This window comes from Emticicia sp. SJ17W-69 (assembly GCF_051209875.1).
Lineage (GTDB): Bacteria > Bacteroidota > Bacteroidia > Cytophagales > Spirosomataceae > Emticicia.
On sequence record NZ_JBNTQY010000001.1, the window covers coordinates 1,165,512 to 1,187,578 of the forward strand.

Below are 22,067 nucleotides of genomic sequence, written 5' to 3' on the forward strand. Positions count from 1 at the left end.
AAGACAATGAAATTCAGAAAGAGAGAATTGGGGTTTTACCCCCAATTCTCGGTACTATTTTAGTATAGGGTTTATTATATTTTTTTGATAAAGTCGATTTTATTCGGCCGCTTTAAATTCAACATTTCCCGAAAGCGACATGATAATTTGGGTGTCTTTCGCTGTACTATTTTTGAATACTAAATACACATCATGCTGACCCGAATTGGCAGGAATGGCAACTTTGAGTTTGCTATTCATGTTTGGTCGAGCTGGTGGTGCAGTTGGTGCAGCGGCGGGTGCAGTTGTTGCACCTGCGGCAGGTGTTGCGGCTGGTGGAGGCCCCATTCGCATTTCTCTTGGTTCGATTTTATCACTTGTACCAATTAAAGTTCCTGTTGGAGAGTCTAATCTTACTTCAAAAACACCGCCAGTTGCTCCTACACGAGTAGCCGCTTGTGCCGTAATTTCGATTTCAGAAATGCCATTTAAATCAATATTTTTATAACCAATATAAGAATTATTACCAACCATTGAGAAAGATCTTCCTGGAGTGATAACCAGTTGTGTACCTTTCGATTTGTCAGCAAGCTCAGGATTTAGTGCATTATTTCTAAGTACGATTACATCTTCTGACGCCAACGGTTGCATCGTTTTTGTACCTTGGTCTTTATAAGCAGCACGTAAAATATAAGAACCACTTGACTTTTGTCCAGCAGGAATTTTAGTGTCGTAGCTGCCTTGTGCTGGCAATGATTTAGCAGTTTTTGGTTCGTTGATGTCCAAAATGTAGCCCACCAAAATATTAGCTTCAGCCATCGAAATTTGTGGGTGAGCAGCCATAGCATGTTCACTTCCCCAGACACCACCACCACCATTGATTACTTTCTTTGAAAGTATATCTAAGGCTTTGCTATCACCTTTGTATTTATTTGCAATGTCTTGATAGCTTGGACCAACCGATTTTTTATCAAGAAGATGGCACGATTTACAATCGTTTTTATTAATCATTCTTTCACTGACCGAAGCAAAAGCAGAAGCATCAACACCACGGTGATTTTGTGAAGCCTCGATTTTGTCATAACCCACAGGAATATAATCAATGCTAACAGCAACTTGCTCAGGTTTGATTTTTCCATTGCTCAAACTGCCGTCTTCTTTGTCGGCTACACTTACTTCATATTCAATTGGTTTGTTAGGAAAGTAGAAAGTTTTATTTCCTTTTTTGATGTTGAAAGCCACAGCAGGTGCATCATTGCCTGCTTTTACTTCTAAGTAATCGGTGTTTTCTTCGCCCTTGCCATCTTTTACTGTAAGCGAAACTTCGTAAGTTCCTGCTTTATCAAAAGTTACTGTTGGGTTTTCGGTTTTGAAAACACGTTTACCTGTTTTACCTTTTACTTCCCACAAATAGGTCAATTTATCACCATCAGGGTCAACGCTTCCTTTCGATGAGAAGTTTACTTTCATAGGCACAGAACCTGTCAAATTATCGGCAGAAGCAACTACTTTTGGTGTACGATTTCCGCCATTGTATTCTACTTTCACGAGGCGAGCATTATCGTTTCCTCTGAACCATGCCGAACCATATTCCAATACATATAAATCTCCATCAGGTGCAAAATCCATATCAATCGCACTACCAAAATCGGTGCTTGGCATAAAACGTTCCATTGATTTATAGTCGCCATTTGCGTCCATCGTTACTGACATAATCCAGCCACGCATAAATTCAACGATCAACCATTTTCCTTCATAATAGTCAGGAAAAACACGCTTCCCATTTGGAAAATCTGATTTATGAAAAACAGGACCACCGGTTGCACTTCTGCCCGAACTTCCAACCAAAGGAAATTCTTCAGAAATACCATAAGGATACCAAATAAATGCTTTTTGTGCAGGAGGTAATTGTTTTAAACCTGTATTATTTGGCGAGTCGTTGATTGGTTTGGCAGGATCATAAGTAGAATTAGGTCTTGGTTTGCCAGTTTCAAAATCCCAATCGGTATAAATTTTATTGTCGCCAATGAAATATGGCCAACCGAAATTGCTTGCTTTACGTGCTTGGTTAAATTCATCATAACCACGTGGGCCTTGCTCCGAGTCAACTGAAGCATCAGGGCCAACTTCTCCCCAGTATAAGTAACCAGTTTTGCTATCAATGGTAGGTCTCCATGGATTACGATGTCCCATTGTATAGATTTCTTTTTTCACTAAACCATCACCATTATTTGGTAATGTTTCATATAAATTTCCTTTTGGAATGCTATAAGTGGCATCAGCTTCAGGCTTAATTCTTAGAATTTTACCTGTCAAACTGTTGGTATTTCCAGCACCACGTTGGTCATCCCAATATTCCCAACCTTTCCTTTCGTCAAGATTGGCATAACCTGGCGTTCCACTATTTGAAGTATTATTTCCAACGGTTAAATAAAGATTTCCTGCTTTATCGAAAACCATTCCACCGCCTGTGTGGCAACATTCTTCACGTTGTGTTGGCACTTTCAATATGATTTTTTTTGAATCTGCCACTAACTCTTCACCACGAAGCTCCCAACGAGCCAACACGTGCTGATTTACATCTGTATCGGCATAATACATATAAATCCAGTGGTTTTGCTCAAAATTTGGGTCATGTATAAGTCCCATCAGTCCTTCTTCTGCCTCACGTTTTACACCTTTTGCATTGGTGTATTTTGTATTGACAGGTATTGTCGCTAATGTTTTAATTTCGCCTGTTGTAGGGTTATATTGCTTTAAAGCTCCTTTACGCTCAACGAAAAGAACTCGACCATCTTTCAATAAAGTCATTTCCATTGGCTCGTCGAGTTTATCGCCCAAAACTACTTTAGTAAAGCGGTTTTCATCGGGAGCTTGAGCTGATGAAGCGAATGAGATACAGATTGTAAAAAGGAAGCTAAAAAAAGCGTACAGAGATAAGTTTTTATGCGTAGTTTTCTTTTTCAAGTACTGAAAAAATAGGTGTTTCATAGATTTGAAGGTTGAGTATTTTTAAAAACGTAGTAAATATGGCAATAACTTTGATTTAACAAATAATAAATCGTCACTTTAGCTAATGCACTCGACAATTGGGCTTTTTTGAGCGATTTCTCAAAATGAATAAATCATATCAAAGCTATAAAAAAAATTAGGGTTTACAACTTTTTTTTAAGTCATAAACCCTAATTTTTATGAAATAATCAATGATTACTTTCCACCAAACAATTTACTCCAAAAACCTTTGGCTTTTTGCGTAACTTCGGCTACTGTTTCGCTTGCTTCAGCGGCTAATTCTTGGGCTTTTGCCTTTCCTTTTTCTACTGCTTCTACTGCATCGCCTTTCAAATCTTCAAATTTTTCAGCGGCTTCAGCTTTCATTGCTTCCACGTTTTCACTTTTAATGAATTCTGTTGCTTTTGTTTTTAATTCATCAATGGTTGCTGATGCTTCGGCAGCAAATTCTTGAGCTTTTGCTTTAGCAGCTTCTACAGCTTCTGTTGCTTCTTCTTTCAAATCGTTTAATTTCTCATTCGCATCAGCAGCTATTTCTTGGGCTTTCACTTTTGCAGAAGCAACTGCTTCAGTTGCATCAACTTTCAAATCGTTTATTTTTTCGCTTGCGTCTGCTACTACCGCTTTGGCTTTTACTTTAGCTGTTTCTACTGCTTCAGCGGCCTCTGCTTTTACTTCACTAATTTTCTCATCACTAACCAAATCAGAAGCTTTTGCTTTTAAGCCTTCAAGGGCTTCAGTAGCATCTGCTTTCAAATCAGCAAACGTTTCAGTTGCTGCTACTTTAGCTTGGTCTGCAATCTCAGTTGCTTTATCGGTGATACTTTTTTCGTTCTCTGCCATGATAATTTTTAAATTTCAGGTAATTGATTTATGATTGGACGTAAAATTACAAAATTTGTAACGACAAAGAAAATTTAAACAATTGGTATTTAAGCAATTAGAATATTTTTTTCTTGTTAAATTTTAATTTTTAAAAAATAGCCTACTTTTCTATCTTAGTTTTCGTTATAGAGAATAGCTTATCTATTTATTTCAAACGAGTTATGATAATGATTAAAAAATTACCTTTGGTTTTATTGCTTACCTTATTATTCCCTTTCGGTATTATTGCCCAAAAATCTTTTACTATTAGTGGTTATGTGCGTGAAAAAGGTAGTCAAGAACAACTCATAGGTGTCAATGTATATGTGCCTACAACTATATTTGGAACATCGACCAATACTTATGGTTTTTATTCTCTTACACTTCCAGCCAAAGACTCCACTACTTTGACTTTTTCTTTTGTAGGATATGATAGAATCATTAAAAAGGTAGCTCTCACAAAAAGTTTAGAGATGAATATTGAGCTGACTTCTACCAATCAATTACAAGAAGTAGTAGTGTCCTCCAAACGTCAAGAAGAGCGTGTAAGTGAGTCGGTGCAGATGAGTAAAATTGATATTCCAATTAATCAAATCAAGAAAATACCTACATTTTTAGGAGAAAAAGATGTTTTACGGGTACTTCAACTCATGCCAGGCGTGCAAAAAGGCTCGGAAGGACAAACGGGTATTTATGTGCGTGGTGGTGGCCCCGACCAAAATCTGATAATTCTTGATGATGCGATTGTTTATAATGCTAATCACCTTTTTGGCTTCTTTTCAGTCTTTAATGGCGATGCTTTGAAAAGTGTTGAGCTGACTAAAGGTGGTTTTCCTGCTCGTTTTGGTGGGCGACTTTCTTCGGTAATTGAGATGAATATGAAAGAAGGTAATAAAGAAAAATTTAGTGGAGAAGGTGGTATTGGCTTGATTTCGTCAAGATTAACTTTAGAAGGGCCAATCAAAAAAAAACGTTCTTCGTTTATTATTTCGGCTCGACGAACTTATGTTGATGTGTTGGCTGCTCCTTTGATAAAAGCATCACAAAAAAATGAGATAGAAAAAACAACGGGCGGGTATTATTTTTATGATTTGAATGCCAAAATGAACTATGACTTTGGACAAAAAGACAAAGTATATTTGAGTGGATATTTTGGCAAAGATAAATTCTTCTCCACAACAAAAAGTACCGATAATATTTCATCAAGTGGTTTAAATTGGGGAAATGAAACAGCAACAATTCGTTGGAATCATCTTTTTAATCAAAAGCTATTTGGAAATTTATCGTTGATTTATAGCCGCTATCGCTTTAATATCAATTCTGAAGAAAGTTCTACTGATACCCAAACTAATACAACTTCAATTTATAATTTACAGTATGATTCAGGGATTCGAGATTATACCTTAAAATATGATTTCGACTTTTTTCCTAACCCAAAACATGCTGTAAAGTTAGGAATTCAATCAATTTTTCATCGTTTTACACCAAGTGCCATTGTTGTACAAGATTCTGATATTAATAAATTAGAAAATAAAATTGAAAATATTGATGTCACAGAATCGGGAATTTATGCCGAAGATGTTTGGCAACCAATTGACCGTTTGAAAATGAATATTGGTTTACGACTTAGCAATTATCATGTGTCGGGTGTTAATTATCTTCGCCCTGAACCACGTTTTTCGGCTGCTTATAAATTGAGTAATTCTTTGGCTTTCAAAGCTTCTTATGCTTTGATGAATCAATATGTTCATTTATTAACAAATACAGGTTTGGGTTTACCAACAGATTTATGGGTGCCAACAACAGATAAGATTGCTCCACAACAATCACAGCAAATAGCGGTAGGTTTTGCCAAAGATATTGATAAAAAAGGTTTGACTTTGACTATTGAAGGTTATTATAAAAATATGTCAAATTTGATTAATTATAAAGAAGGAGCAAGTTTTTTGTTGATAAATGACCCAACTGGTGCAAATAAAGTGCGTTGGGAGGACAATGTGACGTCAGGAAAGGGGTGGTCGTATGGAGCTGAGTTTTTGCTTCAAAAAAAGGTAGGGAAATTTTCAGGCTGGGCAGGTTATACGCTTTCATGGACGAAATGGCAGTTTGAAGAATTGAATTTCGGTAAACCATTTTTTCCTCGTTACGACCGCCGAAATGATATTTCCTTAGTAGGTATTTATGATATTAAGTCCAATATTACAGTTTCGGCAGTTTGGGTTTATGGTACAGGAAATGCCCTTACAGTGCCACTTTCGAGGTATAATGGGTACAGCAATCTCAATACTGGAAATGGACGAAATACCGTGCCATCAGTCAATAATCCTGCTTCGATACTTTATTCAGGGCGGGCAGTCCAAGAATATGGAGAGAAAAATGCGTTTCGAGCCGAACCATATCATCGGTTAGATATAGGTGTTCAATTTCATAAAAAAATGCGTCGCCATGAACGAACTTGGGAGATTAGTATTTATAATGCTTACAATCGCAAAAATCCATTTTTCTATCAATTAGGAAGCAAAATTGATGCAAACACTAACCAAACTACCACAATTTTGCAGCGATATTCTATTTTCCCGATTATTCCATCTGTAAGTTATAATTTTAAGTTTTAAAATAGCTGTTAGCGTTTAGTTATTAGCTTAGAAAAAAATATTTCACAGTTGACACAGAAAATTTAACTATTTTAAAAACTAAAAGCTAACTGCTAATAGCCCAGATGAAAAAGTATTGTATAAATATATTCCTGATAATCAGTCAATTATCTATTGTTTCTTGCCAAAGTTTAGTAAAAGAAATTGACCCATCTATTTTGCCTCAGACAGATTCTAAGTTGGTGGTTGCTTGTTTTATTTCACCACAGGATACTGTTTTGGCTGCAAAAGTCACCGAAACAAAAGTCTTGATTGGCTCAACGGGTGACATTAAAGATGATATTACGGATGCCACCGTAAAACTTTCAAATGGAGCAAAAACGATTTTGCTCACATATAATGCTGTCGATGGCTATTATAGAGCTTTACCAGCTGAATTACTCATAAATGCAGGAACTACATACACGATAAGTGTGAGTACACCCGATGGTCGAAGTGTAAATGCTACTACCACTGTGCCAAGAAATATACCGATAAAAGAAATAAAAATTGATTCGGTACAAACCACTGATATTAGACGAGGGGCAACTGTTATAAACACAGAATATACAGTTAAGCTGATTTGGCAAGATAAAGCCAATGAAGTAAATTTTTATAGAGGTATCAGTGTGTATGATATTGTTTATCAAATCCCAGACTCGACAAATCCTACTAAGACGAATGCGAAGCTTCTTTCGACAATTACAGATTTAAGAACAATCGATGATAAAGGTTCTGACGGACAATTGATTTCTTTGAGCAGGACTTTTCAACCCACTAATATTGGAAATATTCAAGGAAATCAGACCGAACTTGGAAAGAGATTAGATAAAATTAGAGTTGGTTTATTTCAAACAGATATAAACTATTACAACTATCATACATCTTTGCGAAAACAAAGAGAAAACAATAATCCATTTGCTGAGCCTGTACTTTTATATACAAATATCAAAGGTGGATATGGCTGTTTTGGGTCATATAATGCAACTTGGCAGGAAATAAAAGCGAAGTAGTTTTTTAGCTTCAAAAGCTCAAAACTTTTCTTGATAATTAGCAGTTTTATTCCTTTTTGTAATAGTACAGTGAATTAGGTGTGGTTTGTCCATCCGGTCTTTCACTATTTGTAAAATAGCCTTTATTCTCTTTATCAAAGCAGAAACCTTCACCTTGTGGTTCTTTTACGTAGGGGAGCAGTTTATCACGACTACGAGCTAGTGCAGTAATAATGCTCTCATTTTCTTTCAAATACCAATAGTAAATCGCTTCATAATTTCGTAAAACAATCTCTTTTCCATCTGTTGAAATACCACCGCTGGTAATGATTTGAAGCGGGATATTCTGAATAAATTTAGCAGTTTGTACTTCTGTAGTTGACTGAGGGTAAGGTAGTTGATAAAGACGAACATTGAATTCACGCTTCGTAACAATATAAATATCTTTGGTAGCTGGGTCAAGCAAAATACATTCGGCATCCCGACTGCCATCTGGATATTGAAAGGCAATGCGGTCATAATTTTTCACTTCCTCATTCAGTGATTGTGGTTCAAGAAAGCGATATATATAATATTGATTGTTGTAAACGGCATTATTATCACCGATTTCAGCCAAATAAATATAGTTTTTACCTGTTTCTGGCCCAGCACCGATGCTAATATCTTCCCAATCACGATTGGGAAATGGCATTTGAATCTTTCCTTTGTATTCAGCTTTGTGTGAAAAAAGATAAATGACATTTGGGTTATCACCATCTTCTTGTACCCAAACATTGCCCGACATACTTCTACTATCACAAATTCCAGAAGCTTCATCGGCTATATTTAATGGTAAAATATAGCTTTGAGGTGTAGTTTCAAAATCTGGAATAACCACTGCCGGTATAGGCGTTGGATTCTTCTGAAACCATTTACATGAACTTAATGAAATCGTAATGAGTAATAAACAAATGGCTTTTTGCATTGAGGATTTTAATATTTATTCTACAGACAGCAGTCGATAGCTATTTTTGGTTAATTTACTTATTGAAATGAACTTTTATAAGTCAACTAAAAATCTATTTTTTCACTTCTGAGTGTTTTCTTCTCAGAATCAATTTTCTTAGTTTTCAAACGTTTCTCTACCGCTCCTTGTGACGGCTTTGCAGGGAGTCGTTTTTTTCGTTCGTGCAAAGCCTTTTCTAAAACTTTGTAAAATTTCTTGATAACCAATTCTTTGTTTTGTAATTGACTCCGCTTTTCTTGGGCGGTAATTGCTAAAATAGTTTCTTGTATCAATTGATTTTGTAGTTTTTCTAAAAGTTTGGTTTTTTGTACATCCGTCAACAAATTTGATGCCTGAATATCAAATCTTAGCTCTACTTTTGTTTCTACTTTATTGACATTTTGCCCCCCAGGCCCACCACTTCGGGAGGTCTGAAATTCAAATTCAGGCGAAAAATCTATGGTTTTTATATCTATTTGCATATTTTTTTAATTTTTAACGTCGGCAAGGTTTAAACCCACAGCAGAAATGCTTGCCGACATTTTTGATGCTTTTACCAACATGTTACCCCTGCACCACTGTCCCGAGTAAGCTTGCAATTTTCTTGATTACTTCTTTCAATTGCATCATTTTTATCAATATCTGGTCTTGTTCTTCATAACTTTGAGCCTCAGCAAGCTGATTGGTAAGTTTTGCCATATCAGATTCAAAACGAGTTTTTTTCAGACGTAGTACATTTGTGTAGGCCAAATCAGCCAATTTATCTGTTTCTAAAGGAATATAGATTTCTTTTTTGAGCCAATTTTCACTCAACTGATGCGGTGTTAATAGCCAAGTTGAAACCAATTGTTGAATTTCTTCATCTTGGTGGCTCGTAAAGTGTGAAGTATCAGGAATTTCATTCCGTTGATAAAAATCCCTAAAAACATTCAATATTTTTTGATATGCAGGTGTTTCAAAAGTGATGTCTTTTATTTCGTTAAAAACATAATCTGTTAATTTATAATCTATATTTTCAACTGTATTATGTTCTAAAACGCTATTGCCATAGCAAACCAACAATCGTACACATTCTTCTTCTTGATAAGAAACTGCCGAACGAGAAGTTTCATTTTTTTCTGGTGTAAATGTTTGTGTTTCTGGCCTTTGCTCAACTAAAATGTCTAAATCTCCAACTTGTTGTGTTCGGCTCTGTCGTTGTCTGTCTTTTTCTGTATCAGCTACTTTTTTGAGTGAAATTTTGTTGCCTTCTGTAATCAAAATCTGTTCCTCAATACCCATCAAAGTAGCTACTTCTTTGTAGAAAACTGAGCGTTTGATAGAATCAGGAATTTTGGAAATCGTTTCGACCAATTCTTTAATAAGTTCAGCTCTTTTGATGGGGTCATTGCCCACATCTTTGAGTGAAATCTCAGTTTTGAAGCGAATGAAGTCTTTCTGTGTATTTTTAATATATTCTCTAAATGCCTGACTACCAACTTTTTGTACAAAACTATCAGGGTCATCGCCATCAGGAAAAACAACAGCTTTTACATTAAGCCCTTCTTCTAAAATAATGTCAATACCACGCAAAGATGCTTTTATTCCAGCCGCATCACCATCATAGAGAACAGTAATATTATTAGAAAATCGCCTGATTAATTGAATTTGTTCCTTCGTCAACGAAGTTCCAGATGAGGCAACTACATTTTCGATGCCAGCCTGATTCAAAGAAACTACATCAGTATAACCCTCCACCAAAAAACAATTTTCCTCTATCCGAATGGGGTTTTTGGCTTGTAAAATACCATAAACGATGTTACTTTTATGATAAACGCCCGTTTCGGGAGAATTCAAATATTTTGGTGCATTAGGGTCTTTTTTCAGAATCCTTGCTCCAAAAGCAATGGGTTTTCCGCCCACATTATGAATCGGGAAAATTACTCGACCTCTGAATCTATCAATCGGTTCTTTGCCCTCTTTTACTATCGTAAGTCCTGCTTTTTCAAGAATATCAATTGAAAAACCATTTTTGATGGCATGCTTTGTAAAAGTATCCCAGCCATCGGGGCTATACCCCAAATCAAATTTATGAATGGTGGTATGATTAAAACCTCTTTCCTTGAAATAACTTTGGGCAATACTTTCGCCTTCGGGTGTTTTCCAAAGTTGTTCTTGGTAATATTTACTGGCAAAATCCAGTACGATATAAAGACTTTCTTTTTCGTTTTGAGCTTGTTGTTCTTCGCTGGTTACTTCTTTTTCAGCAACTTCGATACCATATTTTTTTGCCAAATGTTTCAGTGCTTCGGGGTAGCCAATTCCCTCAATATCCATGATAAATCGCACTGAATCGCCTGCTTTTCCACAACCAAAACACTTATAAATTCCTTTTGAAGGTGACACATAGAATGAAGGCGTTTTTTCATTATGAAAAGGGCAACACGCCATCATGTTTGCTCCCCGTTTTTTGAGAGAAACATAATCGCCTACTACTTCTGTTACGTCGGCTGCTTGAAGAATTTGTTGAACAGTATCTTGACTGATTCTCATGACTACAATTTAAACAATGTCAATCAGGATGACACATTTTGTGTTACTTTTGTTCCTAAAAAACAAATGTACGGTGGAATTTTATACTTTTATTAATATTGGCGGAACAATTGCTTTTGCCGCATCAGGCACTTTAGCAGGTATCCGCAAGAAACTTGATGTGTTTGGATTAGCCGTAATGGCCTTTGTTACATCAGTTGGTGGCGGCACCATTCGAGATATTTTAATTGGTCATTTACCAGTTCGATGGATACTGGATTCGAGTATTGTATTGCTCATTATTGGCATTACATTGCTTACAATTTTGTTCAAAAATAAGATAGAAGCCCTCGATAAAACCCTCATTTTTTTCGATTCTTTAGGACTTGGCTTTTTCACACTTCGAGGAATTCAAGAAGGCATTGCAATTCAATTGGATGTGCCTGCTTGCTTGATTTTAGGAACAATTACCGCATGTTTTGGCGGAGTTATCCGAGATATTTTGCTTAACGAAATTCCTACACTTTTCAGAAAAGAAATCTATGCAACGGCGTGTATCTTAGGAGGATTAGTATTCTTTTTACTACAAAAACTTAAAATTTCGCCCGAAATAATAGATGTTCTTACAATTTTGACCATTTTTGGTATTAGATTGATTGCAGTCAAAATGAATATTTCATTACCTAAGATAAATTTTTAAGCTTACTCTTTTATGACAACACGTTTCAGTCGAGCCAAATAAGCAAATGTCCCAAGTCCTGCCAAAAGTGTAATCAGACAAAGCCCCAAGTGTGGAAGAGAAGGTTTTAATACCCAAATCGCTCCAAAAAACTGCACGATTAGAATGATATAAAGAAAAGTAGCGATTGCTTTTCGAGGTAATTTACTAATCACATAAGCCCCCAAAGGAGCAAAGAAAGCTACAAACGGAATACAAGCCAACCACATCTCGAAAGCTTCTTGCTGAAAATCGCCGATGACAGCTCCATGAACAAAAAAACCAAGAATCGTTTCGATAGTCATAATGATGACTGAGGAAGGAACTGCCACTTTTTCGTTGATACGGTAATAAATCGTCATTAAACAAAAAGTAAAAATATTGATTCCTGTACCAAAAATAGAAGAGATAATGCCACCGATTAGTCCAAAAAATATCAAGCGAGCCATATCTGACTTAACAAAGTTTTGAATTTTGTCAAAAACTTCTCGGTGAGGATGGCGATTTTCGTACCATAAAATCAAGCCAAAACTGAGCCAAAGCGAAACAAAGAATAATTTGGCCAAAGGTGGTGAAATCAACGGTACGATATAATAAGTGCCAAAAATTAGCCCAAAAACGCCTCCAAACGTTACATATTTAATATAATTCCAATCTACTTTTATTTTGAGGCCTAAAATTAATAATGTAGCCGAAGTCATGCCTATGCTTTGAATGGCAAAAGCGAAGTTTCGAGCAACTGCGGGGGCTATTTTTAACAAAAGAGTAAAAACAGGGTAAGCAATAGCTGCACTTCCTTCGGGACTTGAACCAGCGATAAAAGACCCGAAAATCATGGTGAGAATGGCTGCCCAATGTTTAGCAAAAACATAAGAACTGTCTGTAGAAACAATATAAAACCCCCAACAACTTAATACAATGATTAAGAAAGTAATGTATAAATATGGGATTCTGTTTTTTGGAGTTTTATAGTCAGACATAAAAAAAAATGTTACTTTTGTGAAGATGTTCCTACAAAGTTAGTTTCAAAAATTGGCTTTTTAAAATGATTATAAATTGTAAATAAAAGATTGAAGACCAAAAAACACTTTTTTTATTTATAAAATTCTAATTCTACCGATGAAAAATGTTGAAGAGGTTTTGCAAAAATTACTTGCTGAACAAGATTTTTTGAAAGAAATGCAGGGACGTATTGTTGAAAATTATGACATCATGATTAGAAATCAGCAACAAAATGCTGATAATCATCAAGTTGTGATTCATAATCAAACTACGATTATTCGTAACCAAGAAATCATTGTTAATAATCAAATCAATATTGTTCGTAATCAGAAGCAAATTGTAGAAAATCAAGTACAATTGGATGTGATTATACAAACGCAAACATACTTATTGAATTTGATAAAGAAAATTGCTGGAGAAGGCGAATCTTTTGAAGAGACTGATAAATTTGTAAAGAACTTGATTGAAGCAAGACAAATGAATATGCCACCAAAACCATGGAATGACCCAACTTCATTATAACCTTAATCTTTTTAAAATTAACTATTTAATTTTTCTTCTAATAACCTCACTTGAATTTGTAAAGATTTGATTTCAGAATCTTTGCTTTCAACGATTTGTTTTACTAACTGCAACTGTATTTGCAAACCTTCTATTTGCTGCCCTAATAGTCTATTATGGAACTCTAGTTGCTTTCTTATATTGCTAAAATCGTCAGAGTTTTCTTTTTGGTGTTTATTTAAACCTTTTGAAGCAATAAGTTCTTCGATTTGGCTATTTGATAATTCCGAAAAGTCGGAATTTTTTAAGTCATCAATATTTATACCAAAATAATTGCTAATAATTTCACACACATCTAAAGGTGGAAAGGTTTTACCAATTTCATAATCGGATATAGCACTTTTACTTATTTTTAGTGCATCTCCTAAGGTTTCTAAGGTTAATTTCTGCTTCTTTCGTAGGAATCTGAGGTTAGAGCCAAATCTATTTTCCATTATTCAGGAATTTTATTATTTTATTTCCACAAATTTGGAATTTATTTCAATTGTTTGTTACTTTGTTTTGCAATTTAGGAAATTCGCTAAAGATTAAAAAATCTTATTTGTTTAGAGCTATTGATTGAGTTTCAAAAATACGGTATTTCGGCTTTATGAAAAAATTTTTCTACGTAGGTGTAATAGGTTTAATTCTTTTTGAATTTTTGAATGTTTATTTCATTATGCCTATGCCTGGTAGTCAACGGGTACGTAGTATTGATTTGGCGTATTTTCTTTATACATGGCGTTGGGCTTTCCGTGGATTGTTTGGCTTATTACTAATCATTGGTTTTTTAAAAGCTTTTCAAGCATCAAAATGGTTTACTTTGGCTGGATTAGCTTTAGTGATTGCAGCGATTTATGCTTTTAATTTTGAAATGGCGGCAGATAGCATGTTTTATCAACCAAAAGATTTGCAGATGAAAAATGCACAATCGAATAAAGTTGAGAAAGATAGAATAGTTATCGGAATCGAATTGAATGGTGAAGCAAAAGCTTATCCAATATCCTTAATTGCTTATCATCATCAAGTGCTTGATACGCTTGCAGGAAAGCCAATTATGGTAACTTACTGCTCGGTGTGCCGTACAGGTAGAATCTTTGAACCGCTTGTCAATGGCAAACCAGAAACGTTTCGCTTGGTAGGCATGGACCATTTCAATGCAATGTTTGAAGATGCAACGACCAAGAGTTGGTGGAGACAAGCCAATGGTGAAGCCATCACTGGGAAATTGAAAGGACAAACTTTACCTGAATTGCTTTCAGAGCAAACTTCGGTCGAAAAATGGTTGGCATTGCACCCCAATAGCCTAATCATGCAACCCGATTTGAATTTTAAAACAAAATACGATAGCACAGCAAAGTATGAAAAAGGTAAAAGTAAAAGTGATTTGACTCGAACCGATTCACTTTCATGGAAAGATAAATCTTGGGTTGTGGGTATCGAAATAGGAAAAGAAAGCAAGGCGTTTGATTGGCTGCGTTTGAAAAGAGAAAGAGTGATTCATGAACAAGTAGGAAATCAGCCTGTTTTAGTAGTTTTGGCTGGTGATGATAAAAGTTTTTTTGCGTATGAGCGTCCAAACAATGTAGCAAAATTTTCGATGAAAAATGACACCTTAAGTCTTGATAATCAAAGATTTACATTGAATGGAAACTTAGTCAATACAAATGAAAAAGTAGGCTCGCTCAAAAGAATCAAGGCTTATCAAGAATTTTGGCATAGTTGGCAAACTTTTCATCCTGCCACAAAAAAATATTGAGAAATGTGGCTGAGCAATAAATTCAAAAAAGAAAAATTGGTAAAAATTGGAGCTTTTTTCGCTTTGTTTTTCTTGGCTTTTGTTTCGTTTAAATGTTCAAAGGAAGATACCAAGCCAGAACCAATAATCGTTTCGGCCGATTTTTATAAAGATGTTTTGTTTATCGACCAAGGTTCTGTACAAGTAATAACATCAGAAGCGGCAACATTTAAAAAATTGAGTCAAAATACCAATTTTAATATTAGTGAAACAGGGCTAATTACACATACATCGGTCAATGCCATCAACGAAATTGAAGCAACTTGGGCAGATGGTACAAAAAAAAAGTTTTATGTTATGGCAAGTTCGGCTTCTGACAAAAAGCTGTATTTGATGGGATGGAAAAATATTGAGCATTTATATAAAACAGATACCACTCGTGCCATTGTCATTCGCCATGCCGAGGCAATTGTTGGAGTTGATGGCGAGCAATTACCCGCTTCAACTAATTGGTGGACTTCATGCGATAGCAAGCTGGCTCGTCAACTAAGTGAATTAGGAAAAAAGCAAGCTACCGAGTACGGAAAGATATTTAAAGGCATAAAAATGCCCATAAAAAAGATATTTTCGAGTGAATTTTGTCGCTCAAGACAAACAGCAGAATTGATGAACTTGGGACTTGAAATAAAAATAGATAACCGAATCAACGGACATTTTTATAATGTTTCAGGCGTCACTTCTTATGTAGGCATGATAAATATTTTGGAGGAACAAGCCACAAACAAAAACTTGATTTTATTATCAGCTCATTATGATATAAGTGAAGGAATATCCAAAATGGGGACACTTGATATGGCTGATACGTTTTTGATGAAAGTAGGAACAGATAAGAAAACGACTTTTCAGGGAATTGTCTCCTATCCAATGTGGCAAGTTTGGTATGCTATTGAGTCAACACAAAAGTAAACATTAAAACACTGAAGTAAATTTTATTATAGGTTAGTTGTTCAGACTCTGCACTGCACATTGTTGTGCAGAGTTTTAAGTACCATTCCGCAAACCAATTCCATACAAAAAAGATATTGAAAAAGTTATTAAAGATTTGATTAAGGTTATTCAGACTCTGCACATTGGTTTTATGTGCAGAGTTTTTTATTTTGAGTTTAATTTAAAATAGGCATCATATTTTTTGACGTACTCTCCATGCCTAACAATTAAATCATCTTCAAATATACCCTCTATTTTTCCACAACCTCCCCATATAAATTTCTGATTACTGTTATCGACTTCGTCTTCGCTCATAACTTTTCCATCTACAATATATAAGGCTTTACCACCAATAGGAACAACTACTGAAAAATGAACATCTTCGCCATGTAATCGCATGACACTGATTCTCTCGTACTCTTTTCCATCGGCATCTTTTATAATTTCTCTTCGGACACGTTTTTTAGAAGCCTGTATTTGTTTTTTTACATTTTCAATAACTCTTTTACTACTTTCTTCATCATTTAGAAATAGGTCGATACCTTTTTTAGTTTCAATTTCAATACAGCCATCTTTAGCTTTTTCTCCATAGAGTAGAATTGTATTTTTATCATCTGGAGAAGAAATGTATTGCGTAGCGATTGCGTCAGGATTAAGACGATATAAAATACTTGAGGGATATTCGGTTCGGTTAATAATTACCAATGGATTTTCGCCCAATTTATACGCCTCAAATGTGGTGCGTACTGTCTCTTGATTTTTCGCAATTTGTGAAAATGCAGTGGGTAGTTTTGGTAATTTCGAGTTATATGCAAAAGTCATATTATTTTTATTTGCTACAAAAATTGGCAAATTCTTGACTTTATTGAGCATGGGATATGGCTTTTCTTCTAACTTAATCAAATTTGGGTAAAGATAGTAGCTTCCAGGACCACCAATATTTGCCGACGTTTGAACACGAATACTCACTTTAGCTTTTTCATATTTTTGGTCTAAATAAACATACTTGCCTTTGATGACAAAATCTTTGTCTTTCATTAATACCTGACCATCAGCAATGATGGTGAGACTATCAATTTGTTCAAAATTGAGCATAAAGTCTATCGGACGACAAAACTTGTCTATACTATTTTCAATTGTTTTTTTCTTTATTAATGTATCTGCAATTACTTTCGGTACGTCAACTATTTCTGTCGAAATGCTTCCTTTATTTAATTCTTTTTTTTCACCCTCTTTCTCTTGATAAATTACCCTCACTTTTTCCTGTGCAAAAGCAGCGATTCCAATGCCAATAATAGGAATTGCGAGAAAATACAGTAGCTTTTTTAGATTTTTTGTGGGTGTTTTAAATAAAAACTGAATTCTATCTGATAGCGGTTTTGTACTAAACTGATTGATAATCAAGGAGTTAGGTGCTACGCCCAATTTTAAAAGCAAGTGAGCATATTCTTGGCTATTGTATGCTGCTGACATGAGGGAATCAACTTCGTATTCGTGGATTTGCTTGAGAGATTTTTGATAGAAATAAATAATCGGATTGAACCAAAAAATAGCTTTCAGTAAACTAACTAATAGCAAATCAATTGTGTGAAGTTTCTTGGCATGAAAACTTTCGTGAGCAATAATTAAAGTTTGTTCATGCGAATTTAGGTTGTCGGGATTCAAAAAAATATAATTGAAAAATGAAGCATTGCTTTGCGGACTTGGGCTTTGCTCAGTTACCAAACTTCGGCTTCGCTCAGTTACCATGATAATTGTATTTCCATTTTGTTCAAATCGTTCACTGTGCGAAGCCGAAGTGAGTGATTTGAGAATGATTATCATATTTCTCAGAAAGATAAAAAGCATCATTATCATTCCTGACAAATAAATAATTGTCAAAATTTGCATCCAATCTATTTTAATTGGTTGAGGCTCAATGCTTTGCGGTGTAATAGTAAGTGTCTGATTATCAGTTGATTGTATAGGTTTTTCTTCCGAGTAAGTTACTTCTGATGCAGGAATTGGCTCAACAATCACCACTTCTTGACGCTCATAATTGAGCATCGGAATCATCAGACTCAATGCCAACGACGTCAGCAAATAAAACCTATTGAGTGCATGAAAAGTCAGCTTGCGAAAACCGAAAAAGTATAGTCCATAAAAGACTGTCATGCAGATGGATGATTTGAAAAGATAGTCCATGCAATAAATTTTTTAGCGATTGTTTATCAAACTTTTCAATTTTTCAATTTCCTCTAAAGTCAGATTTTCCTCTTTCACCATAAACGATAGCAGGCTTTCCATCGAATTGCCAAAGTAGTCGGCAAAGACCTTTTTAAAAGTTCGTTGACCATATTCTTCTTTTGAGATAATAGGGAAATATTCATACGTTTTTCCATAAGCTTTGTAGCTCAAAAAACCTTTGCTTTCGAGCAGCCTCACTACTGAAGAAATAGTATTATAAGGCGGTTTTGGTTCATCAGGCATTTTTTGAATAATATCCCTGACCAAGCATCTGCCCAAATCCCAGATGATTTGCATGATGCGTTCTTCGGTTTTTGTTAATTCTTCCATGATGAAACAAATGTGAAACTAAAATTTCAGTTTTACAACTGTTTTTTCAGTTATTTTATTTAAAAAGCAGTTTGAATATGTTAATGTATTGATAATTAGTGTTTTATTGTTGGTTTGATATGAAAAAAGCCTTCAACTGAAGGCTTTTTTGTGCATATCTTAGAAAGGAATTACTTCAAACGGGCATCATTTATATTGGTCACTTTTACACCTTTTTCATTAAAAATTTTACTCATGATGGCTGCATGATTTGCCCCAACCACAATTACTACTTTCTTGAAACCATTGGCTTTTGCACGATTGATGGTATTGTCACACATATCGTTGTTACGATGCCACCAATAATGCGTCATCCAACCATACAAATCGGCAGGAAAGAAATCCAATTGGCGATATTCGTCAGCAAAAAAGTTTATTCTAAAAAGCCATTCGCTCATAGCTGCACCGTTGAGTGCTTCGGTCGCATGGTTTTCTCCAAAAGTTTTTGTAGCGTCATTTATCAAATAACTCATTCTATTTTTAGTAATTTGCTTTAATTCTTTTACTTTTTTGCCTATTTCACTCAAAGAATCCGTCTTATATTTATTAAATCTTTCAAAAAATACGGAGTCTGCATTTCCCCAAGCGATACTCCATTTGTCGTCCCAGCGTTGTGAATCCATGCTATAAACTTTCTTCATTCCTAATTCATTCATCATTGGAAAAGAAATGTAGTCGTGTTCATCATCAATATAATTAGGAATCGCTTTATGAACTGAATCTATTTCGGCTGAAAAAAAACTTTTTCGAGCATAATTAAAAATAGTCGTGTCTTTTGGATTTTTCTGTAAATGTTTTGCTACGTGCCACATTTGGAAATACCCATTTCCTGCATCAAAATTCAAGTAATGTGCCACTGCCAAATCAATACGGTTTTTCATATCGGTCGGATTTTTGGCAATCATTGCTTCATAACGAGCAATGATGGCAGGCAGCTCATTTTCGGGAATCATTTTTCGACTTTTCAAACGTTCGTAACGTTTCATTACGCCTTGTTTGTTCCAATAGTTTTTTAGAGCTTTTTCGTCTTCGGGCGACAGCCATTCTCCAAAAATAGCATTAGGTTTGAAAGTTCTGATTTTAGCGTGAATACCTGTCAAATCTTGTTTGGTTTTTGGGTCATAATTGTGTGATGCACCAATCATCAACACTTCTAAATCTTGCGAGAAACCTGAGTGTGCGATAGTAATGAGAAGGAATAATAATAGCTTTTTCATAATTGTAAGAATTGTTTTTGTTTGATGAAGCAAATGTATGCCAATAGAAAAGAAGCATTATAGAAGAATCGTCAAAGAAGAAAATCGACTCGACAAACAGGAAAAATTGCCGATAAATGGCGTACTAAGTGTTTTATTCTAAGTAAAGGCATTTGTCGATTGAAATGCCTATTCGACGTTTAGAAATGGGTATTGGTCAGGAAATATTTTATTGTTAAGTTCCAAAATGCTACTTTCGTTGCAAATTCTCCTTAAAACAATGGACAAACGCAAACGCTTTCTATTTCATATTTCCTATTGGTTGCTCATTACTTTTTACGGCGATATTTTAAGATTTATCGGTGAGAAAAATTTTGTACTCAATGTAGCAAAGTTTTCAGACCCTATATGGATAAGTTCCTTGTTTTTTAAGATTATGATTTCATACATGATTCTCTATGTATTCAATCGTTTCTTACCAAAAAAGCAATATATTTTCTTAGTTTTAGGCTTTTTTGGAGTATCAGCTATTTTTGTTGCATTGCGATATTTGGTCGAAGAAGTATTGTATGTTTATTTATTTAATATGCATAATTATTCCGACGCCTCACGTGTTTTCCCCTATTATTATACCGACTGTTTTTATTTTTTTGTAGGATACTCATTCAATGCTTTTTTCTTGAAAATGATTGAGGATTTTTTCACGAATGAAAAGGAAAAAAATGAATTATTGACCGAAAAATTGAATGCTGAACAAGCTTTCTTGAAAAACCAATTGAATCCACATTTTTTGTTTAATACACTCAATAATATATATTCACTGACTCTCACCCAATCGCCCAAAGCACCCGAAGCGGTTTTGAAATTATCGGAGTTGATGCGTTATATGTTGTATGAGTCGAATGTTGAAAAAATAAGTATTGAAACAGAAGTGAAGTACTTAAAAAACTTTATTGAACTGCAAAAGCTTCGTTATTCGGGACAAACTTTTATTGATTTTCAAATTGCTGGCGATTTATATTCGCAGCTGATATCTCCACTTTTATTGATTTCATTTGTAGAAAATGCTTTTAAGCATGGCGAAGTAAGTATCTCTTCTAAACCATTGATTATAAGTCTTTTATTGAGCGAAAATAATTTGAATTTTATTGTTAAAAATTATAAAAAAGACCAAAATAAAGATGAAGTTGGTGGGGTAGGCTTAGAGAATGTTAAGAAACGTTTACAGCTCATTTATCCTAATCAACATAGTTTAGAAGTGAGAGAAGTAGATGATACGTATTTTTGTGAACTAAATTTAATCCTTTAAACTGATGGAAAAAATACGCTGTATTGCTGTGGATGATGAGCCTTTGGCATTAGATATTTTGGCAAATTATATACAAAAAATCCCTTCATTAACTTTGGTTGCTACTTGCACCGAGCCACTCGAAGCACTGAGTTTAATTCAGCAAGGCAAGGTCGATTTGTTGTTTCTTGATATTCAAATGCCTACCCTTACTGGTATTCAGTTTTTGCGAGTAATGAATGGGAAATGTAAAGCTATTCTGACAACTGCTTATGCTGAATATGCCCTTGAAGGTTATGAATATGATGTGGCTGATTATTTGTTAAAACCGATTTCGTTTGAGCGTTTTTTGAAGGCGGTTCAGAAAGCAACTAAACAATTGACAATAGGCAGTTCTCAGTCAACAGTTATCAATGAGCAGTCTTCTGACAATGACAGCGAACCAGCTTCGATTAATATTCCACAATTGGATTTTATTTTTGTAAAAACAGCGTACAAAATTCAAAAAATAAACCTTTCTGATATATTATATATCGAAGGATTGAAAGATTATGTTTCGATTTATACGATAACAGAGCGAATTTTGACGCTTCAAACCATGAAAAAAGTGGAAGAAAGTTTGCCATCGAATCGTTTTGTGCGTGTGCATAAATCTTATATTGTATCGCTTGAAAAGATTGATACGATTGAACGTCAGCGGATATTCATTGGTAAAAACAGTATCCCTGTGGGCGATAGCTTTCAAAAAGATTTTATGCGATTGATAGGAGAAAAATAAATGATTATTTATTCAAACTTATTTTGCTTTTCGGAAAATTCGCAATAAAATAGAAAATTCCATAATTATGGAATTATAAAAAAATATGCTTCTGTCATATATAATGAAACTAAAAGATTGTTTTTAATAAAAAAACAATCTTTTTTGTTAGTTTTTCCTGCAGTTTTCTCAACTTCTTCTTAGTTTAATAGATAATAAAAAATTAAAAATCCAAATTTACGGAATTTAATTCCATAAATTTGGAAATGT

The 22,067-nt window shown here is 34.7% G+C and carries 18 protein-coding genes; 8 read left to right on the plus strand and 10 right to left on the minus strand.

The window, feature by feature from the left end; all coding sequences use genetic code 11:
- Positions 1-99: 99 nt before the first annotated feature.
- The gene (locus tag ACQUQZ_RS04975) at positions 100-2,970 is read right to left on the minus strand and encodes a PQQ-dependent sugar dehydrogenase (RefSeq protein ID WP_435353653.1); all 2,871 of its coding nucleotides are present in this window, start codon (positions 2,968-2,970) and stop codon (positions 100-102) included.
- A 216-nt stretch (positions 2,971-3,186) separates the two neighbouring features.
- Positions 3,187-3,834 (minus strand): hypothetical protein, encoded by a 648-nt coding sequence (locus ACQUQZ_RS04980; RefSeq protein WP_435353654.1) that lies wholly within the window; start codon positions 3,832-3,834, stop codon positions 3,187-3,189.
- A 209-nt stretch (positions 3,835-4,043) separates the two neighbouring features.
- On the opposite strand from ACQUQZ_RS04980, the gene ACQUQZ_RS04985 reads away from it, so the two are divergent.
- Entirely contained in the window at positions 4,044-6,470 is a 2,427-nt protein-coding gene (locus tag ACQUQZ_RS04985; protein WP_435353655.1) for a TonB-dependent receptor, read from the plus strand.
- Between the two features lie 104 nt (positions 6,471-6,574).
- Complete coding sequence (locus ACQUQZ_RS04990) at positions 6,575-7,501, plus strand: DUF4249 domain-containing protein (RefSeq protein WP_435353657.1); 927 nt, start codon at positions 6,575-6,577, stop codon at positions 7,499-7,501.
- A 46-nt stretch (positions 7,502-7,547) separates the two neighbouring features.
- Here ACQUQZ_RS04990 and ACQUQZ_RS04995 read toward each other — a convergent pair whose 3' ends face one another.
- The 3 genes from ACQUQZ_RS04995 to dnaG all read right to left on the minus strand — a co-directional run bounded on the left by ACQUQZ_RS04995 (position 7,548) and on the right by dnaG (position 10,997).
- A complete protein-coding gene (locus ACQUQZ_RS04995) occupies positions 7,548-8,444 on the minus strand; it encodes a PE-PGRS family protein (RefSeq protein ID WP_435353658.1) in 897 nt (298 codons plus the stop codon).
- Positions 8,445-8,530: 86 nt separating this feature from the next.
- Positions 8,531-8,947: an alternative ribosome rescue aminoacyl-tRNA hydrolase ArfB gene (gene arfB / locus ACQUQZ_RS05000; RefSeq protein ID WP_435353659.1), complete on the minus strand. Its 417-nt coding sequence runs from the start codon at positions 8,945-8,947 to the stop codon at positions 8,531-8,533.
- 82 nt (positions 8,948-9,029) lie between these two features.
- Complete coding sequence (gene dnaG, locus ACQUQZ_RS05005; RefSeq protein WP_435353660.1) at positions 9,030-10,997, minus strand: DNA primase; 1,968 nt, start codon at positions 10,995-10,997, stop codon at positions 9,030-9,032.
- A 73-nt stretch (positions 10,998-11,070) separates the two neighbouring features.
- Between dnaG and ACQUQZ_RS05010 the strand changes: the two genes are divergently transcribed.
- Positions 11,071-11,676: a trimeric intracellular cation channel family protein gene (locus tag ACQUQZ_RS05010; protein WP_435353661.1), complete on the plus strand. Its 606-nt coding sequence runs from the start codon at positions 11,071-11,073 to the stop codon at positions 11,674-11,676.
- A 2-nt stretch (positions 11,677-11,678) separates the two neighbouring features.
- Here ACQUQZ_RS05010 and ACQUQZ_RS05015 read toward each other — a convergent pair whose 3' ends face one another.
- On the minus strand, positions 11,679-12,674 hold the full coding sequence (locus ACQUQZ_RS05015) for a sulfite exporter TauE/SafE family protein (protein ID WP_435353662.1): 996 nt from the start codon (positions 12,672-12,674) through the stop codon (positions 11,679-11,681).
- A gap of 139 nt (positions 12,675-12,813) precedes the next feature.
- On the opposite strand from ACQUQZ_RS05015, the gene ACQUQZ_RS05020 reads away from it, so the two are divergent.
- Complete coding sequence (locus tag ACQUQZ_RS05020) at positions 12,814-13,218, plus strand: hypothetical protein (protein WP_435353664.1); 405 nt, start codon at positions 12,814-12,816, stop codon at positions 13,216-13,218.
- 17 nt (positions 13,219-13,235) lie between these two features.
- Here ACQUQZ_RS05020 and ACQUQZ_RS05025 read toward each other — a convergent pair whose 3' ends face one another.
- Positions 13,236-13,691: a helix-turn-helix domain-containing protein gene (locus ACQUQZ_RS05025; RefSeq protein WP_435353665.1), complete on the minus strand. Its 456-nt coding sequence runs from the start codon at positions 13,689-13,691 to the stop codon at positions 13,236-13,238.
- Positions 13,692-13,846: 155 nt separating this feature from the next.
- Between ACQUQZ_RS05025 and ACQUQZ_RS05030 the strand changes: the two genes are divergently transcribed.
- Both ACQUQZ_RS05030 and ACQUQZ_RS05035 read left to right on the plus strand, forming a co-directional pair.
- Positions 13,847-14,995: a DUF3179 domain-containing (seleno)protein gene (locus tag ACQUQZ_RS05030; protein ID WP_435353666.1), complete on the plus strand. Its 1,149-nt coding sequence runs from the start codon at positions 13,847-13,849 to the stop codon at positions 14,993-14,995.
- 3 nt (positions 14,996-14,998) lie between these two features.
- Positions 14,999-15,940 carry a histidine phosphatase family protein gene (locus ACQUQZ_RS05035; protein WP_435353667.1) on the plus strand — a complete coding sequence of 314 codons (942 nt, stop codon included), beginning with the start codon at positions 14,999-15,001 and terminating at the stop codon, positions 15,938-15,940.
- 186 nt (positions 15,941-16,126) lie between these two features.
- Here ACQUQZ_RS05035 and ACQUQZ_RS05040 read toward each other — a convergent pair whose 3' ends face one another.
- The 3 genes from ACQUQZ_RS05040 to ACQUQZ_RS05050 form a co-directional block, all read right to left on the minus strand.
- Positions 16,127-18,115, minus strand: a complete 1,989-nt coding sequence (locus ACQUQZ_RS05040) for a M56 family metallopeptidase (protein WP_435353668.1) — start codon at positions 18,113-18,115, stop codon at positions 16,127-16,129.
- Between the two features lie 42 nt (positions 18,116-18,157).
- Positions 18,158-18,517 carry a BlaI/MecI/CopY family transcriptional regulator gene (locus tag ACQUQZ_RS05045; protein WP_435353669.1) on the minus strand — a complete coding sequence of 120 codons (360 nt, stop codon included), beginning with the start codon at positions 18,515-18,517 and terminating at the stop codon, positions 18,158-18,160.
- A gap of 170 nt (positions 18,518-18,687) precedes the next feature.
- Positions 18,688-19,773, minus strand: a complete 1,086-nt coding sequence (locus ACQUQZ_RS05050) for a DUF5694 domain-containing protein (RefSeq protein ID WP_435353670.1) — start codon at positions 19,771-19,773, stop codon at positions 18,688-18,690.
- 259 nt (positions 19,774-20,032) lie between these two features.
- Between ACQUQZ_RS05050 and ACQUQZ_RS05055 the strand changes: the two genes are divergently transcribed.
- Positions 20,033-21,061 (plus strand): sensor histidine kinase, encoded by a 1,029-nt coding sequence (locus ACQUQZ_RS05055; protein ID WP_435353671.1) that lies wholly within the window; start codon positions 20,033-20,035, stop codon positions 21,059-21,061.
- A gap of 4 nt (positions 21,062-21,065) precedes the next feature.
- A complete protein-coding gene (locus ACQUQZ_RS05060; protein WP_435353672.1) occupies positions 21,066-21,818 on the plus strand; it encodes a LytR/AlgR family response regulator transcription factor in 753 nt (250 codons plus the stop codon).
- The last annotated feature ends 249 nt before the right edge of the window (positions 21,819-22,067 follow it).

Coding starts and splice junctions, on each gene's coding strand:
- ACQUQZ_RS04995 (WP_435353658.1), bottom strand. CDS start 8,444: ATGCAAAAAGCCATTTGTTTATTACTCATTACGATTTCATTAAGTTCA.
- dnaG (WP_435353660.1), bottom strand. CDS start 10,997: ATGAGAATCAGTCAAGATACTGTTCAACAAATTCTTCAAGCAGCCGAC.
- ACQUQZ_RS04990 (WP_435353657.1), top strand. CDS start 6,575: ATGAAAAAGTATTGTATAAATATATTCCTGATAATCAGTCAATTATCT.
- ACQUQZ_RS05030 (WP_435353666.1), top strand. CDS start 13,847: ATGAAAAAATTTTTCTACGTAGGTGTAATAGGTTTAATTCTTTTTGAA.
- ACQUQZ_RS05015 (WP_435353662.1), bottom strand. CDS start 12,674: ATGTCTGACTATAAAACTCCAAAAAACAGAATCCCATATTTATACATT.
- arfB (WP_435353659.1), bottom strand. CDS start 8,947: ATGCAAATAGATATAAAAACCATAGATTTTTCGCCTGAATTTGAATTT.
- ACQUQZ_RS05040 (WP_435353668.1), bottom strand. CDS start 18,115: ATGACAGTCTTTTATGGACTATACTTTTTCGGTTTTCGCAAGCTGACT.
- ACQUQZ_RS05060 (WP_435353672.1), top strand. CDS start 21,066: ATGGAAAAAATACGCTGTATTGCTGTGGATGATGAGCCTTTGGCATTA.
- ACQUQZ_RS04980 (WP_435353654.1), bottom strand. CDS start 3,834: ATGGCAGAGAACGAAAAAAGTATCACCGATAAAGCAACTGAGATTGCA.
- ACQUQZ_RS05055 (WP_435353671.1), top strand. CDS start 20,033: ATGGACAAACGCAAACGCTTTCTATTTCATATTTCCTATTGGTTGCTC.
- ACQUQZ_RS05035 (WP_435353667.1), top strand. CDS start 14,999: ATGTGGCTGAGCAATAAATTCAAAAAAGAAAAATTGGTAAAAATTGGA.
- ACQUQZ_RS05025 (WP_435353665.1), bottom strand. CDS start 13,691: ATGGAAAATAGATTTGGCTCTAACCTCAGATTCCTACGAAAGAAGCAG.
- ACQUQZ_RS05045 (WP_435353669.1), bottom strand. CDS start 18,517: ATGGAAGAATTAACAAAAACCGAAGAACGCATCATGCAAATCATCTGG.
- ACQUQZ_RS05050 (WP_435353670.1), bottom strand. CDS start 19,773: ATGAAAAAGCTATTATTATTCCTTCTCATTACTATCGCACACTCAGGT.
- ACQUQZ_RS04985 (WP_435353655.1), top strand. CDS start 4,044: ATGATTAAAAAATTACCTTTGGTTTTATTGCTTACCTTATTATTCCCT.
- ACQUQZ_RS05020 (WP_435353664.1), top strand. CDS start 12,814: ATGAAAAATGTTGAAGAGGTTTTGCAAAAATTACTTGCTGAACAAGAT.
- ACQUQZ_RS04975 (WP_435353653.1), bottom strand. CDS start 2,970: ATGAAACACCTATTTTTTCAGTACTTGAAAAAGAAAACTACGCATAAA.